This window comes from Acinetobacter sp. AOR01_HL, assembly GCF_027855455.1.
GTDB classification, from domain to species: domain Bacteria; phylum Pseudomonadota; class Gammaproteobacteria; order Pseudomonadales; family Moraxellaceae; genus Acinetobacter; species Acinetobacter baumannii.
The window spans coordinates 24,379-40,038 of sequence record NZ_JAKTIM010000050.1 but is presented as its reverse complement, the minus strand read 5'-3'; the positions used below and the strand labels follow the sequence as shown (position 1 = coordinate 40,038).

Annotated in this window: 12 protein-coding genes and 2 pseudogenes; 5 read left to right on the top strand and 9 right to left on the bottom strand. The window is 39.2% G+C overall.

What is annotated here, in order from left to right; genetic code table 11:
- Window positions 1–3: 3 nt before the first annotated feature.
- Window positions 4–1,914, bottom strand: a complete 1,911-nt coding sequence (locus MKL62_RS15075; RefSeq protein ID WP_270899791.1) for a TnsB C-terminal domain-containing protein — start codon at window positions 1,912–1,914, stop codon at window positions 4–6.
- The gene (locus MKL62_RS15070; protein WP_000736399.1) at window positions 1,915–2,625 is read right to left on the bottom strand and encodes a heteromeric transposase endonuclease subunit TnsA; all 711 of its coding nucleotides are present in this window, start codon (window positions 2,623–2,625) and stop codon (window positions 1,915–1,917) included. It lies immediately after the preceding gene.
- Window positions 2,626–2,773: 148 nt separating this feature from the next.
- Between MKL62_RS15070 and MKL62_RS15065 the strand changes: the two are divergent.
- A pseudogene (locus tag MKL62_RS15065) lies at window positions 2,774–3,433 on the top strand (ATP-binding protein); the annotation flags it as partial.
- Window positions 3,434–3,447: 14 nt separating this feature from the next.
- On the opposite strand, the pseudogene pdxR reads toward MKL62_RS15065, so the two are convergent.
- A pseudogene (gene pdxR, locus MKL62_RS15060) lies at window positions 3,448–4,882 on the bottom strand (MocR-like pyridoxine biosynthesis transcription factor PdxR).
- Window positions 4,883–4,993: 111 nt separating this feature from the next.
- Between pdxR and MKL62_RS15055 the strand changes: the two are divergent.
- Together MKL62_RS15055 and MKL62_RS15050 are read left to right on the top strand one after the other, a co-directional pair.
- Window positions 4,994–5,770 (top strand): aldolase, encoded by a 777-nt coding sequence (locus MKL62_RS15055; protein WP_005129892.1) that lies wholly within the window; start codon window positions 4,994–4,996, stop codon window positions 5,768–5,770.
- Between the two features lie 15 nt (window positions 5,771–5,785).
- Window positions 5,786–6,664, top strand: a complete 879-nt coding sequence (locus tag MKL62_RS15050; RefSeq protein WP_005129893.1) for a dihydrodipicolinate synthase family protein — start codon at window positions 5,786–5,788, stop codon at window positions 6,662–6,664.
- Window positions 6,665–6,706: 42 nt separating this feature from the next.
- Here the strand turns inward: MKL62_RS15050 and MKL62_RS15045 are convergent, their stop codons facing one another.
- Together MKL62_RS15045 and MKL62_RS15040 are read right to left on the bottom strand one after the other, a co-directional pair.
- The gene (locus MKL62_RS15045) at window positions 6,707–7,519 is read right to left on the bottom strand and encodes a TorF family putative porin (RefSeq protein WP_000975212.1); all 813 of its coding nucleotides are present in this window, start codon (window positions 7,517–7,519) and stop codon (window positions 6,707–6,709) included.
- A 56-nt stretch (window positions 7,520–7,575) separates the two neighbouring features.
- The gene (locus MKL62_RS15040) at window positions 7,576–7,746 is read right to left on the bottom strand and encodes a hypothetical protein (RefSeq protein ID WP_000492276.1); all 171 of its coding nucleotides are present in this window, start codon (window positions 7,744–7,746) and stop codon (window positions 7,576–7,578) included.
- A 697-nt stretch (window positions 7,747–8,443) separates the two neighbouring features.
- Here MKL62_RS15040 and MKL62_RS15035 point away from each other — a divergent pair.
- Window positions 8,444–9,760, top strand: a complete 1,317-nt coding sequence (locus tag MKL62_RS15035) for an OprD family outer membrane porin (RefSeq protein ID WP_000910009.1) — start codon at window positions 8,444–8,446, stop codon at window positions 9,758–9,760.
- 106 nt (window positions 9,761–9,866) lie between these two features.
- On the opposite strand, the gene ppa is transcribed toward MKL62_RS15035, so the two are convergent.
- Both ppa and MKL62_RS15025 read right to left on the bottom strand, forming a co-directional pair.
- Window positions 9,867–10,394: an inorganic diphosphatase gene (ppa, locus tag MKL62_RS15030; protein WP_000122443.1), complete on the bottom strand. Its 528-nt coding sequence runs from the start codon at window positions 10,392–10,394 to the stop codon at window positions 9,867–9,869.
- A 127-nt stretch (window positions 10,395–10,521) separates the two neighbouring features.
- The gene (locus MKL62_RS15025; protein WP_000546045.1) at window positions 10,522–10,920 is read right to left on the bottom strand and encodes an MAPEG family protein; all 399 of its coding nucleotides are present in this window, start codon (window positions 10,918–10,920) and stop codon (window positions 10,522–10,524) included.
- Window positions 10,921–11,026: 106 nt separating this feature from the next.
- Between MKL62_RS15025 and MKL62_RS15020 the strand changes: the two genes are divergently transcribed.
- Complete coding sequence (locus MKL62_RS15020) at window positions 11,027–11,410, top strand: hypothetical protein (protein WP_001187001.1); 384 nt, start codon at window positions 11,027–11,029, stop codon at window positions 11,408–11,410.
- Between the two features lie 38 nt (window positions 11,411–11,448).
- On the opposite strand, the gene MKL62_RS15015 is transcribed toward MKL62_RS15020, so the two are convergent.
- Both MKL62_RS15015 and parC read right to left on the bottom strand, forming a co-directional pair.
- Entirely contained in the window at window positions 11,449–13,128 is a 1,680-nt protein-coding gene (locus MKL62_RS15015) for a long-chain-fatty-acid--CoA ligase (RefSeq protein WP_000411991.1), read from the bottom strand.
- Between the two features lie 297 nt (window positions 13,129–13,425).
- Window positions 13,426–15,645, bottom strand: coding sequence for a DNA topoisomerase IV subunit A (gene parC / locus MKL62_RS15010; protein ID WP_000202259.1), 2,220 nt, complete (start codon window positions 15,643–15,645; stop codon window positions 13,426–13,428).
- Window positions 15,646–15,660: the final 15 nt, after the last annotated feature.

The following is a 15,660-nucleotide window of genomic DNA, read 5'->3' as shown; positions in this document are numbered from 1 at the left end:
GCATCACCTTAAATCGTCAAATGCAGTTAAAGGAGTACTCCACAAATCATCACTTGTCTGAAGACTTTCAGAAACTACAGCCTTTTTAGACTGATTCTGTTCGGAAAGCTGAGTAATGGCTTTTGCATTTTCCTTTTTTCTTTGGTTTGAGCGACGTTGCTTTCGAGTCAAGCTTCTAGCCTGATTAAGTTGATCACGTAGATGCAAAATCGCCTTGTAAATCTCATCCTGATTCTGAACATCCTGACGTTCACTTTTGAGATAGTTCTGAACCTGCTTATATTCAAATAAGCTAATCGGTGGTATCTCTCGCTTTGCGGTAGGTACTTTAAAATAGGTATTAGAATATGGCTCATAAAACCAAATCTGTGAAATATCCCTCGGATCACGTTTAAACAAGAATTTTCTTTTGCGCTTTCGATTATTGTCCTCTGGATCAATAGAATTAACCCATTGTCTTAAACAGTCGGCAAAATAGAATAAGTTATCTTTTTGCACCCCTGTACGCTGAATAGTCGCTTCAAATTCAGGTAGAAAATCAATAAACAAGGTATCTTCATCTGATACACGTTCTTTCAAACCTGTACCTGCTGTCGTCTTCGTCCCCCAAACACCTTCTTCCCATTTAACGATTGGGGATGTTCCTAAAGCGGAATGTTTCTTCTGGTGATAAACTTTAGTAATCCAATACACGATATAGTATTCAAGCTCTTTTAATGTCATACAGGCTTGTTTAGCGGAATCATAAGTCCCACGCTGCTGTACATTTGAAAAAGTTGTACCATCCAAGACATGCATTTCAAGATTGACGATACCAAGCATACGCTCGATATGACCGCCAAATCTTGCCCCACCAATTGGTCGGTATTCCCAATGAATCCCATACTTTAGACAAGCTTTACTGATGTGATTGGTTCTAAAATCGGGGCCATTATCTGTATGCACCGAGTCCATAATCCCTTCGACCTGCCATTCAGCATCAATATCGAGTTCGATCAACTTACGTTTTTTTGACAAAATACAAGATGCGATACACATCGCCACTGAAGTCGTACTTGGCGCTTCTAGTGATAGGTAATACCCTACGATCATCCGACTGAAAACATCGATTGCCAAGGTTAAATGAGGTTTTCCAATCGCTTCTCTAAACTCGTCATCCACGATTTCAATATCTAGAGGTGTATGATCAATCTGCACATATGCCAAAGGGTAATCAGCATTTGGAAATGAACCAGCAGCAGCCTTAAATTTATCTATTGCAGCTTTAGATCCAAGACGTGCTTTCGTTACTTGGTAAGCATTTAAAGCCTCGATTCTTCTACGAATAGAGTTTTCATGCGGTGCTTCAAGCTGAAGCCGAGAACACTCTGCTTTTACAATTTCAATCGTTTTGGAAATACTGGGTTTCTTCGCATTCAAATATTCATCATTGATAGCTTGTTTAATGATATTGCTCACTTGAGGTGACAACCTTGATTTTTCAGTTGTCCAACCTCGTTTTTTGGGAATCAATGCCATTAGAGAATTATTTTCCCGATAATCTTTAAGCCATTTCCACAATGTTGAGCGATTCACATCATATTCATTCGCCCTATTTTCGACCAGTTCAGTCGTTGAATACTCAATCAAAGGCTTAATAATCTCATAACGTTGTAAAGCAATCTGCCAAGCTTCATTACTAATATCCTGATCACCCTTATTCAAACGCTCAGTTAGCGTATTTTCCCCATTAAAAATGGTCAAACTTCTAGCATTGACCTGTAGACTACGTACCGAATCAAGACTTGATATAACAATGTCATTGGCATTTAAAACATTCACAATTTTATAGGGTTGCCCCTCATAACCGACAACCACATTGGGTTTTAGAATGATACGACTACGATCGATATTGACAGCATTAGATTCAATCATTTAGATATTCCTCGCAAATGCATCATTTTGGTTCACCCATATCACTGTTTCAGCCGTTAAAGGGCAATACAAGTCACAAGCAATCATGCGCTTTGCCACTAATGCCCAAACTTGGTGAATTCCTTTTAAAACATTGGTTTTATCTTTAAAAATATGGGCAGGTAATTGATTAATTGTTGATTGACCTAACTTTTGTAGGGTATCGAGTAATAGTTGTTGATCAACGGCACCTACATGAGAGCGTCTAAATTTTTTTAAGAAATTAATATTTTCCCAATACTGATCATATAATCTTGTTTCACTGATAATTTTGAACTTCCATCCTTTATCAGCAGCAAAACGATGGGCTGCTCTGAATTTTGGTTTTAACTTATCCCAGTCCTCAACAAGCTTTTTCTTAGGCTTAATTTCGATGAGCATTGGTACAGGAAAATCCTCAAAATCATCACAATTCGAGCTTGAAAACTGCACTAAAAAGTCAGGAGTGTAGGTTGATTGGTTACCCAATTCAGTGATGTAGGGGATAACTACAGGTTGACCGATAACATCAATCACATTGTTATTAAATTCTTGCTTAAGTATGAAATCACGCTCAAGGGTCGATTCAAACCAAATGGTTTTCTCACCTCTAAAGGCATAATTTCCCGAAATACTCCCATAAACAGTTTGAGCTTTTCTAACAGGTAAGTATTCGTCACTCAATTTTTTCATAAAAAAGTCACCATTCAGGCACTCGTGCCTATTAATGTAATTTTGCAAGTCACTCTTATCTATTTATGTAAATAATCTAATTTAATTGTGTGAAATTAGAGTGACAACCTATTGATTATCTATAATGCCACTCTATTCTATTGCTGTAAATGACAGCGGTTCACACCCTAAACCGGGTGAAATTACTTTATCTCATTTAGGTGTTCTATTTTTAGATGAACTTCCCGAGTTTGACAGAAAGGTTCTAGAAGTCTTACGCCAACCGCTTGAGTCAAAAGAAATCATTATTTCACGTGCGGCTCGGCAAATTACTTATCCTGCGAACTTTCAGCTCATTGCAGCAATGAATCCTTGTCCATGTGGGTATGCATTTAATCAAGATAGCCGTTGTCAGTGTTCTCCAGAAAGCATTAAGCGCTATCAAAACCGCATATCGGGACCGTTACTTGACCGCATCGATTTACATATTGATGTACCGCCATTAAAAGCTCAAGAACTGCAAGACCCAACGCCTGCAGAAGATTCTACAACTGTGCGACAACGTGTGATTTATGCTTATGAACAACAAATGCAAAGACAGGGTTGTTTGAATCAGGCGCTCTCACCAAAACAATTAGAGCAGTTCGCTATTCTGGATGACACGTCACAGCGAATGATTGAAATGGCTCAGCAACGTTTAAATTTATCTGCTCGTGCTTATCATCGCGTTTTACGGGTTGCTCGTACTATTGCCGATTTGGCTCAAAGTGAGGTCATTCAAAGTCCTCATCTTACAGAAGCACTCTCTTATCGAGGTAATCATTCTTAAAATTAAACAGCGGATTATGAGTCCGCTGTTCTTTTATTAAAGAGCTTCATTTAAGGTCTCAATTAGAGAGGTGATTTCTTTCTCTGATAAAGCTGCAAAACCAAAGCGAATACAATGATTAGCACATTCTTTCTGTTTAAACTTCTGCTCTGTATCAATGTTGAGTTCTTTTAGCTTTATGAGCTGATCTTGATTAAATGATTTCTGAAACTTTACCCACAAAGCCATTCCACCCGCAGGCGGTTGTATCTCAATACTTTCAGCAAAAACTCTTTGAAACTCAGCTAACGCATGGTCTCGACGTAACTGATAAATCTTTTTCATTTTACGAATATGTCGCTTGATTTCCCCTCTTTGCATTAAATCTGCTAAAGCGAGTTCCGTAATATTATTGCCCTGCCGATCAATCAATAAAATATCTTCAGTAATGGTTTGAATGATAGTTGGAGCTGCCACGATGTAACCTAACCGAATACCAGGTGCAAAAACTTTAGACAATGAACCTACATGAATAACCAACTCAGAATGAGGCAAACTTGCTAAGGGTGGCATAGGCCGGCTGTCATAGTGAAATTCGTGGTCATAGTCATCTTCAATAATGTAAAACCCCCATTTTTTTGAAAGTTCTAAGAGTTGAAGACGGCGGCTCATTGTCATGGTAACGGTTGTAGGGTACTGATGATGTGGGGTTGTATAAATTGCTGCAACCGAGTGTTCTTTTAAAATCCGTTCGAGTTCTTCAATGACAATACCTTGTTCATCTAATTTGACAGAAACCACTTGAAAGCCATTTGATTGGAACGCTTTAACAGCAGATGGGTAATACAGCTCTTCAACGACAATAACGCCCTGCCGATTGGGTAATGCTCGAGAGGCAAGAAAAATTCCCATCTGGCTACCACGTACAATACAAATCTCATCTTCCGCAACATTCATGAAATGTTCCATCGACAACATTTGTTTTAAAGCCTGCCTTAGTTCAGCCATACCGCGTGGGTCACCATATCCCATATACTGGTTTTGAGTAATTTTAATGAGTGCGTGCCGATAGGCCCTCGAAAACAATTCATATGGAATAAGCCTCGGATCTGGTACACCATCGTTATGGGGCCGCTGAGCAACTTGTTGAATTATTGGTTTATCACTAACTTTTCGATCAGCTCTTGGCTCTATTTGAGGCTTTTTTTCCGGTAAAACATCTGCCACAAATGTGCCTTTTCGAGGCCGAGTCACAAGCCAACCTTGTGCCTCCAATTCTTCATAAGCTGCTTGTACCGTTTTTCGATTAATTCCTAATTCTTTTGACAGGCTGCGAGACCCCAGCAGCATAGTGCCCTGTACTAAACGGCCACTCAAAATTTCCTGACTAATCAAGTTGGTCAGTTTTAGAAAAACCGTTTTTTCTTCTCTTTCATCAATGCGGAAATGTATTTGCCAAGGTCTTAGCATATTCGCCCCATCTGGACCATATAACTTATAAAAACTGGATGTATTGATCCATCCAGTTGTTTTTTATTCTGCCTTCACCTACTTAATTTGGTCAACTGGACTGGAGAAGAGATGAAGACTGCTTCTGTAAACAAACACGACTTGATGCAACACGCACAGCAAGACATGCAAAAGTGGATGAGCGACTTAGATTTAACAGACCATCAAAAGCTTGCACTGACTTGCCGTATTTTATTTGATCATGGGCATGACGCTGGTTTAGCGGGTCAAATTACATGCCGTAGTGAAAATAAAGAAACCTTTATTACTCAACGTTTCGGTTTAGGTTTTGATGAAATTACTGCTTCAAACTTGCTTGAGGTGAATCAGGACTTAGAACCCATCAATCAAGAAGGCATGGCAAACCCAGCCAACCGTTTCCACACATGGATTTATAAAGAACACCCAGAGGTGAACTGTATTATCCATACGCATCCTACCTATGTAGCGGCCCTGTCGATGCTACAGATTCCACTTATGATTTCCCAAATGGACGTCTGCGCACTTTACGAAGATTGCTCATTTGTAGGCCATTGGCCGGGTGTTCCTGTAGGCAACGAAGAAGGTATTTTGATTTCTTCTGCTCTGGGTAAAAACCGCGCTGTTTTGTTGTCTCACCACGGTCAACTGGTCACAGGAAAAACTATCGAAGAAGCCTGTAACTTGGCTCTTTTAATTGAACGCGCAGCTCAACTGCAACTTTTAGCCATGTCTGCTGGACAAATCCAGCCTATCCCCCACGCTTTGGCAGCAGAAGCCCATGATTGGGTGTCTACTGATAAACGCAACAAAGTGAACTTTGCTTACTACGCACGTAAAGCTTTGAAAAAACATTCTGACTGTATTTAAAAAGAGACCTCGACCATGAAATTAAACGGCATTATTGGCTACCCTGTTACTCCCTTTTCTGATGACAATAACATCAATCTTCCTGTTCTAAAACAAATGCTGGATTTGCTTATTGAAAATGGCTGCGACGCGATTGCACCTTTAGGCAGTACAGGTGAAAGCGCTTATCTTGAATGGGATGAATGGTGCTTAGTCGCGAAAACTTCAATTGAAAGCATTAATAAGCGCGTGCCTGTCATTATTGGAATTTCAGAACTCACGACTAATCAAGCCATCAAAAAAGCTCAAATCGCGCAAAGCTATGGTGCAGATGCACTTATGGTGATTCCTGTATCTTATTGGAAGCTAACAGACCAAGAGATTTTTGAATATTACCAAGCAATTGCTCAAGCAACGTCTTTACCTATTATGGTGTACAACAACCCTGCAACCAGTGGGGTTGATATGTCTCCTGAATTAATCGTGCGCATGTTTAACAACATTGCAAATATTATGATGGTAAAAGAAAGCAGCGGCGATATTCAGCGCATGCATAAAATTTATGAGCTATCAAAAGGTGAACTTCCGTTTTATAACGGCTGTAACCCTCTAGCTTTAGAAGCTTTATGCGCAGGAGCAAGCGGTTGGTGTACAGCAGCACCCAATCTGTTAGGTCAACGACCTCAACAGCTTATTGAATATGTAAAAAATGGTGAATTGGAACAAGCCCAGAAGTCATTTTATCAGCAGCTTCCTCTATTACGCTTTATTGTAAATGGTGGTCTGCCTAAAACGATTAAAGCAGGATTACAACTAAAAGGTGTCGCTGCGGGTACACCACGCAAGCCGTTGACCAAAGCCACGGATATTGAGCTTAACCAGTTAAAACAACTACTTTCTGAAATAGAAAACTAATAAAAAAGCGGGTTTATTGACCCGCTTTTTTAAAACCCCAACTTAGAATGTTTTAGTTAAACTAAACACTAAACCTGTGTCATAAGGTTTTTTCTGAGCATCAGTCATGCCAGAAGTACTAATATCTGTACCGACAACATCTAGCTCAGCAACAATACCCAAGATGTTATAGTTTACGCCGACTTTATAATCAATATAGCTATCATCTTCACCTGGTCCACCTGCAACTACAAGTAAAGAATCTTTGTTTTTAAGCTTGTTATAACCAACTGAAGCAAGTCCAGTAAATCCGGTGTCAGCAATTGGTGCCGAATAACCCACGTTAAAATACCAGAACTCGTCAGAGTGGCCCCAGTAATCATTAGAATAATTCACGCCGACACTAAGGGCATCACCTTTAAATAAAGAATCTGCAAACGTTAATTTTCCGTAAAACTCGGTAAAGTCAAAACCAGTGTCACCATTGTATGGATTAGTGAATTTTGAGTCAGAGCCAATGTAACCATAACGGATCACACCAACATCATAAGTCGGTGCAAGTGTATCTGACAGTTTTAAGGTGTTGGTATAACCTAACGAGATATCAGTTTCAGTTGAAACACCAGGTGTATTAAAGTCTACGCTTGACCCCCAAAGCGCAACATAAGCACCTGACTTATGAGAGAAAGTGAAGCCACCTTGAATAGCTGGGTTGTTTGAAGACTGCGTAATACCACGGAAGCGATAATCTGTAGTAGCGGCCACACTACCAGTTGCAGTGATGCCGTAAAAAGATGGAGCATCTTCAGCCATAACCATGGTTGAACCTGCCGTGAGTACGCCGAATGTTACTGCTTTAAGTGCAAACTTCATCATTTTGATCTCCCCCACAATGAACGCACGATTTATATGACTTAAACAAATTTTGTTACTTAAGCTTTAGCAATTGCTGTGCCAAGTTCATATTTGGTATCGCTACACTTCATTAATTTAGAGACTAAAAAACTTATACAACGCGAAAAATAAAAATCTTCTAAATAATTATTTTTATATATAACAATAAAGTATGAACATTTTGTTTGCGTAAAATATAAAGAAAACATGAGAAAACACCTTATCGGAAATAAACAAGCCGAGATCGGTAGTATTGAATGGTAGGGCGTAAAGTCTCTATTTCATTTCTATATAAAGAGATAAAAACTCCATAAATTTATTAGTACAGAGCCTCTTTATTTAACCCTTATTTTTATTTATGAACCATTTTGGGCTTTTTCCGCACGAAAATATAAATGAAAAATAAATTGCACAAATTTCATGCAAATTATCGCACTAAATTTGATCGATAGAGTCTAGGGGTTTTCTGGCGTTGCTTTCGTTTCTGTTTTAAACAATTTTTTGATATAAAAATGTTATAAAATAACAATATAGAGTGAGATTACTAAAAATTGCTCAAGAAAATTGCTTAAGAAGAGATTGAAAAGTAAACATATCAAACAAAAAAGAGTAAAAATTGAACACAAAAATCAAGTATTTTTAAAATTTTCACCTAAGAAAAAATGGTAAAATTCAACTAAAAAATAAATTACTTTTTTCATTTTAAACAATAAATTAACTATAAAAATTTAAAAATAAATTCAGTTAAACTTCCCTACCACATTAATCAAATCCTGCATAGCATATATAAAATAAAATGAACAAAAATATATCTTTTTTATAGATTACTTATACAATTGATGGAAATCCTAGGCCCTGAACAATAACAAGGCACAGGATTTATCGTTTTTATGAGGTTCTTTAAATATGCTAAAAGCACAAAAACTTACATTAGCAGTTCTCATTTCTGCGGCAATAATTTCCTCAGCTCAGGCAAGCGAGCAAAGTGAGGCAAAAGGATTTGTTGAAGATGCGAACGGTTCTATTCTCTTCCGTACAGGTTATCTAACTCGTGACAAAAAACAGGGCGCGAAAGATACCAGCTCAGTTGCTCAATCAGCAATTGTAAGTATCGAATCTGGCTTTACCCCTGGTATCGTCGGTTTCGGTGTAGGCGTTGTTGGTGACGGATCATTTAAAATTGGCGAAAACAAAAACGCTGGAAACCAAATGATTCCAAAACACAACGATGGTTCAGCTTACGACCACTGGGCTCGTGGTGGTGGCAGCGTTAAGGCACGTTTCTCGAATACAACAGTACGTTACGGTACTCAAGTACTCGACTTACCAGTCCTTGCAAGTAATACAGGACGTATGGTTCCTGAATACTTCACAGGTACTTTATTAACTAGCCATGAAATCAAGAACCTTGAGGTTGTTGCTGGTAAATTTACTAAAGACCAAATGTCTGACCAAATCAATACCGATGCGGATGCTTCTGGCAGAGGTCTTGACCGTGCAATTGTTTGGGGTGCTAAATATAAGTTTAATGATAACTTAAATGCATCTTATTATGGCTTAGACAGCAAAAATGCTCTTGAACGCCATTATGCTAATGTTAACTTTAAACAACCTTTAGCAAATGACAGTTCATTAACTTATGATTTTAGTGGATACCATACTAAGTTTGATGCAAATGCACACACTTATTCAGCAACTGGAACTGTAGCACCAAATTATGCTGCGGATGGTATAGCTGGCGAAGAAAAGACCAATAATATTTGGGCTATTTCAGGAACTTATGCGACTGGTCCACATAGTGTGATGTTAGCATATCAACAAAACACTGGTAATGTTGGTTACGACTATGGCCAAAATGCTGATGGTTTCCAAAGTATTTATTTGCCAAACTCTTATATGTCTGATTTCATCGGTAACCACGAGAAATCTGCTCAAATTCAATACAATGTTGATTTTGGCAAGTTAGGCGTATTACCTGGTTTAAACTGGACCACTGCATTTGTATATGGTTGGGACATCAAGGTTAGAAATGTAACTGATGATGCTCAAGAACGCGAATTCTTTAACCAAGTGAAATACACAGTTCAAAGTGGTTTTGCTAAAGATGCAAGCCTTCGTATTCGTAACTCTTACTACCGTGCAAGTGATGCTTACCAAGGCGCTTACATCGGTGATACCAATGAGTGGCGTATTTTCTTAGATATTCCTGTGAAATTATTCTAATTCACAAATCTATCAAGCATAAAAAAACCTACCTCTGGTCACACAGGTAGGTTTTTTATTAAGCCCAGAATATCAATTGCGACACTCTAGGCTTAAAAATTAGAGCTTATTTTTTAGCAGCTTCGATTGCTTTCAATACTTCCGCTTTAGCAACGTCAGCACCTTCCCAACCGCTGATTTTCACCCATTTGCCTGGTTCTAAATCTTTATAGTGGCTGAAGAAATGCTCAACTTGGCTAATCAACAATGGAGGAAGATCTGTATATTCCTGAACGTCTTTGTAAAGCGGAGATAATTTTTCGTGTGGAACAGCGATTAATTTCGCGTCGATACCACCGTCATCTTCCATGTTTAATTTACCAACTGGGCGGCAACGGATTACAGAACCGGCAGCAACAGGATGTGGAGTTACAACAAGTACGTCTAATGGGTCACCATCTTCAGACAAAGTATTTGGTACATAACCGTAGTTTGCTGGATAGAACATTGCTGTACCCATGAAACGGTCTACAAACAATGCATCAGAATCTTTGTCAATTTCATATTTAATTGGCGCTGCATTTGCAGGAATTTCAATGATGACATAGATGTCATTTGGTGCATCTTTACCTGCTGGGATATTGCTGTAACTCATATCAATACTCTTTCGTTATGAAGTCAGATGTAAAATCCACTCGATTATAACGTGGATATCATCAAAATGATGCCGATTATACAATGCGCACACGCGAAAGTTGATATGAATGGTGACAGAATGACACTCAAGTCAACTTAATTGTCACGATCAACAAGAATATTGGGCATAACAATGATAAAAACCAGACGATAGAGCGTAAAGTAGCCCAATTACTTAAGTAACAAATGCCATAAATCACGCGTAAAATAATATAGGCCCAGCCCAATCTTAAAATAAAGTATTCAGGAACCACCATATATTCAGCCATCAAAATAGCTGTTAAAAATAAAGGTAAACTTTCAAAACTGTTTTGTTGTACTGCATTTGCCCGAGCAGCGATACCCTTTGTATTAGCAAGAAAGTCTCTTGGGTTCTGATTATCGACGGGCTGAAAACCACCGGTAAATTTTGCAATTACGGTAAATGCGTATGGCAGCAAACATGCCACTAAAATAATATAGATAATGCTGCTGATGCCGTGCATAGTGCCATCCATCACTGAAAATACTGTTGATCATGCTATCATAACTCATCGTTTTTACCTGAAATTTTATGCAACCGCATGTCATCACTGATTTATAGGGCTATGTATGCAACAACCTGATCAAAAAGAATTGTTCGAGGTCTTAGAAAAGCAAAAGAAGAACCAGCTTCAGGTAGATCGTATATTCAAAATTGTATTACCGATCGTCGCTTTTTTATTGAGTGTAATTTGTGCGAATTTTAATTGGCAATCTACACTGGGTACCTTCGTGATCTTAACAGTGACCTTTATTGCTGTGGGTGTCAAAAGACTTCCTTTGTGGCACTGGCTCATTGTGATTACCATATATTGTCTTGTAGATAATTACCTCAGTTATGGTCAACTTGATGTAACTCACTTACGTCTACAACTCGGTACCATGTTAGTTTTTGTCGGTATGGTCGGAATTGGTCGCCCTTATGTAGATCGTTGGTTTATGAAAAACCATTAAAATAAAAAAAGCGCCTTACGGCGCTTTTTTATTCATCATTACGCAGGCTTACGTAAATCTTTACGTAAAATTTTGCCTACATTTGATTTTGGTAATTCATCCATAAACTCAACATAACGAGGGCGTTTATAGCCTGTTAAGTTTTCTTTAGCAAAGTTCAAAACCTCTTCTGTGGTTAAGCTTGGATCTTTCTTCACAATAAAGAGTTTTGGCACTTCACCTGATTTTTCATCTGGAACACCAATTGCAGCAACTTCTAATACTTTTGGATGTTTAGCAATCACTTCTTCAATTTCACTTGGGTAAACGTTAAAGCCAGAAACCAAAATCATATCTTTTTTACGGTCTACAATTTTGACGTATCCACGGCTGTCCATTACACCAATATCACCGGTACGGAAGAAACCATCTGCTGTCATGACTTTAGCAGTCTCATCTGGACGATTCCAATAGCCTTTCATTACTTGAGGACCACGAATTGAGATTTCCCCTTGTTCACCCAAAGGTACTTCTTTTCCGTCATCATCTAAAATTGCAACCTCAGTTAACGGTAATGGAATACCAATGGTGCCACTAAATTCAGTAGATGCAGGTGGATTCGCAGTTGCAACTGGTGAAGTTTCTGATAAGCCATAACCTTCAATAATGGTTGTACCAGTAATTTTCTTCCAAGCTTCTGCTGTAGATGGCAGAACTGCCATACCACCGCCCATCGCCATTTTTAAGTTGCTATGGTCAAGTTGCTTGAACTCTTCATTATTCACCAAGGCATTAAATAATGTATTTACTGCAGGGAAGAAAGAAGGTTGATATTTACGTAATTCCTTAATCACAGCCGGTAAGTCACGCGGGTTCGGAATTAAGATATTTGCCTGTCCTTTGTACATACCGTACATCGCACAAACCATGAACGCAAAAATATGGTAAAGCGGTAATGCACAAACAATACGATCACCTTTAGCACCATCATTTGCACCGAATTTGCTTTGGAAAATACCATCACACTGTAAAAGGTTGGCAACCAAATTGCGGTGAGTCAGCTCAGCACCTTTTGAAACACCCGTTGTACCACCGGTATATTGAAGCACGGCAGTATCACTTAAAGTTAAAGTCGGACGTTTATAATTGCTTGGATTTTCTTTATTTAATGCACTGTTAAATTTAACATGCCCAGGAATATTCCAAGCTGGAATTTGTTTACGGACTTTACGTAAAACAAAGTTCACCAAAGTACCTTTCAGTGTACCTAGCATATCTCCGACAGAAGCAACAACTACATGCTTCACTGGAGTTTTACCCAAAATGCTTTGGTAAACACTTGCAAAGTTCTCGATAATAACGAGCACTTCTGCACCTGAGTCATTCAACTGATGCTCAAGTTCACGCGCAGTATATAGTGGGTTAACATTCACTAAAACCAAGCCTGCACGTAAGACTGCCAATGCCACTACAGGATACTGCAGCACGTTTGGCATCATTACTGCCACACGCGTACCTTTTGCTAACCCCAAATTTTGCAAATAGGTCGCGAACTTACGGCTTGCAAGCTCCAACTCGTTAAATGACATGGCTTTATCCATAAAGATAAAGGCATCACGAGAACCAAATTTTTGGAAATTACGCTCAAAAATATCAACAAGTGAGGTATTTTCTGCAGGCAATGCTACTGTTTCTGGAATCCCTGTCTTTTGGTATTCTGCAAACCAAATCTTTTCCATAATGCCATTATCTCCGATTCGTAATCCTTAGTAATAACTGTTATTCAATGCCCCAGCTATTCTTTAGCTTCTTGGTGCCAGAACATATTTAAAACTTATTGGCACATTCATGACACTTTCGAACAAGATTATGAGACAGAAGTTTTGACAATTTAAGCCTGCCAAATTTTTTGCATGGAGTACAAATTACGTACTCCAAATTGCTGCCCTTTTAATCATTATTCAATACCAACAAGTTCAGTTCATTGCTTGAACATGTTGCCATATATAGCGTATTTATGTTGCCAGACGCTAGCTTTATCTCTGAATCAACAGTTTATTTGCTTTTTGATATCCACGTGGTAAGAGCTGACCTTTCGAAGCACGTTTACCCATGTATTTTTGTAGATCATCACCTTTTAATTTGAGATGTTGTTGACCTGCAACCACCTGAATTATTTCATCTAAGTTCAGGGTTGTCATGGATAAAATTTGCTCTTTGCCTTCAAGTTGTATCAACTTATTACCTTTACCTTTATTTAAATTTGGTAGTTCTGCCAAATCTAAAATTAACAAACGCCCTGCTGAGCTCAGTACAGCCAAATGCGTCATGTTTTGGGCAGAAATGAGTGGTAAAGCCTTTGCCTTATCCGGAACCGTTAAGAATGTCTTACCGGCTTTCGCATTGGTATCTAATTGCTTGGTTTGCGTTTTAAAACCATAACCTGCCGAACTTGCAGCAATCAATTCAGACTCATCATCATCTAAATAAACCTGAATAAACGATACGCCACTTGCTGGTGATAATTTAGAACTTAATGGATCCCCCAAGCCTCTCGCTGAAGGTAAGTTACTAATTGGCAAGGCATAGCTGCGCCCTGTTTCATCAAGGAAGTAAACTCGCTGATTGGTTTTCCCGACAGCATGACTTAAATATTGGTCCCCAGCACGGTAGTTCAGATTTTCAGCATCCACATCCGCACCTTTTGCCGCACGAACCCAGCCTGCTTCAGACAACACGACTGTTACCGTTTCGGCTGGCATTAAATCCTGTTCTTTAATTTGAACCGCTTCAGCACGTGCAACAATTGGAGAACGGCGCTCATCACCGAACTTTTTCGCGTCTTCTTTTAATTCGCCAATAATCAAATTTTTTAAAGATTCAGGATTTTCGAGTTGTTCACGAATAATAGCAGCTTTCGCGGAAAGTTCATCTTGTTCATGACGGATTTCCATCTCCTCAAGCTTTGCCAAATGACGTAATTTAAGCTCTAAAATCGCCTCGGCCTGTATCTCATCAATATTGAAGTGTTCCATCAAGACTGGCTTAGGCTGGTCTTCTTCACGAATAATACGAATGACTGTATCAATATCGAGATAAGCAATTAAAAGACCTGCCAAAATATGCAGGCGCTTTTCAATACGGTTTAAATGGTACTGCAAACGACGAGTTACCGTTTTTTTACGGATCTCGATCCATTCAAGCAAAATACGACGAATTGATTTCACCTGAGGACGGCCATCTTCACCAATCATGTTTAAATTGACACGATAGCTTGATTCTAAATCGGTGGTCGCAAATAAGTGACTCATTACTGCTTCCGCATCAATACGGTTAGAGCGCAGTACAATCACGAGTCGTGTCGGGTTTTCATGATCCGATTCATCACGCACATCAACGACTAATGGCAGCTTTTTAGCCTGCATCTGGTCAGCAATTTGAGTAATTACCTTAGAACCAGAGACTTGATATGGCAGCTCAGTAATTACGATTTCATTTTTCTCAATGGTATATACCGCTCGCATACGGTAACTACCACGACCAGTGGTCTGGATTTTGAGTAATTCTTCTGGCGGGGTAATAATTTCAGCTTTGGTTGGTAAATCCGGAGCTGGAATATATTCAGCTAATTTTTCGTCCGAGGTTTGCGGATTACGGATTAAAGCAATTGTGCCTTTTACAACTTCACGCAAATTATGTGGCGGGATATCAGTTGCCATCCCGACAGCAATACCTGTCGTACCATTAAGAAGAATATTAGGTACACGTGCAGGTAAAGTGATCGGTTCTTTTAAAGAACCATCAAAGTTATCTTGCCATTCGCTAGTACCCTGACCTAATTCGCTCAGCAATAATTCACTATAAGCCGAGAGTTTGGCTTCGGTATAACGCATCGCAGCAAAAGATTTAGGATCATCTGGTGAACCCCAGTTCCCCTGTCCTTCAATTAGCGGATAACGATAACTAAATGGCTGAGCCATGAGTACCATGGCTTCATAACATGCCGAGTCACCATGTGGGTGGTATTTACCAAGTACATCACCCACTGTACGCGCTGATTTTTTTGGCTTGCCACTGCTTTTTAAGCCTAGCTCGCTCATGGCATAGACAATACGGCGCTGTACGGGCTTTAAGCCATCACTGATATGCGGCAATGCACGGTCCATAATGACGTACATGGCATAATTCAAGTAAGCCTGTTCAGTAAATTCGGCTACAGAGCGGTTTTCTGTCGCATGATGCGCAAGGCTGGTCATAGTCAGCTTATCTTC

What these genes read in the sequence shown, in the direction of transcription:
- MKL62_RS15075 (WP_270899791.1), bottom strand. Translation starts at nt 1,914, where the DNA reads ATGATTGAATCTAATGCTGTCAATATCGATCGTAGTCGTATCATTCTA.
- MKL62_RS15070 (WP_000736399.1), bottom strand. Translation starts at nt 2,625, where the DNA reads ATGAAAAAATTGAGTGACGAATACTTACCTGTTAGAAAAGCTCAAACT.
- MKL62_RS15055 (WP_005129892.1), top strand. Translation starts at nt 4,994, where the DNA reads ATGAAGACTGCTTCTGTAAACAAACACGACTTGATGCAACACGCACAG.
- MKL62_RS15050 (WP_005129893.1), top strand. Translation starts at nt 5,786, where the DNA reads ATGAAATTAAACGGCATTATTGGCTACCCTGTTACTCCCTTTTCTGAT.
- MKL62_RS15045 (WP_000975212.1), bottom strand. Translation starts at nt 7,519, where the DNA reads ATGATGAAGTTTGCACTTAAAGCAGTAACATTCGGCGTACTCACGGCA.
- MKL62_RS15040 (WP_000492276.1), bottom strand. Translation starts at nt 7,746, where the DNA reads ATGTTTTCTTTATATTTTACGCAAACAAAATGTTCATACTTTATTGTT.
- MKL62_RS15035 (WP_000910009.1), top strand. Translation starts at nt 8,444, where the DNA reads ATGCTAAAAGCACAAAAACTTACATTAGCAGTTCTCATTTCTGCGGCA.
- ppa (WP_000122443.1), bottom strand. Translation starts at nt 10,394, where the DNA reads ATGAGTTACAGCAATATCCCAGCAGGTAAAGATGCACCAAATGACATC.
- MKL62_RS15025 (WP_000546045.1), bottom strand. Translation starts at nt 10,920, where the DNA reads ATGCACGGCATCAGCAGCATTATCTATATTATTTTAGTGGCATGTTTG.
- MKL62_RS15020 (WP_001187001.1), top strand. Translation starts at nt 11,027, where the DNA reads ATGCAACAACCTGATCAAAAAGAATTGTTCGAGGTCTTAGAAAAGCAA.
- MKL62_RS15015 (WP_000411991.1), bottom strand. Translation starts at nt 13,128, where the DNA reads ATGGAAAAGATTTGGTTTGCAGAATACCAAAAGACAGGGATTCCAGAA.
- parC (WP_000202259.1), bottom strand. Translation starts at nt 15,645, where the DNA reads ATGACCAGCCTTGCGCATCATGCGACAGAAAACCGCTCTGTAGCCGAA.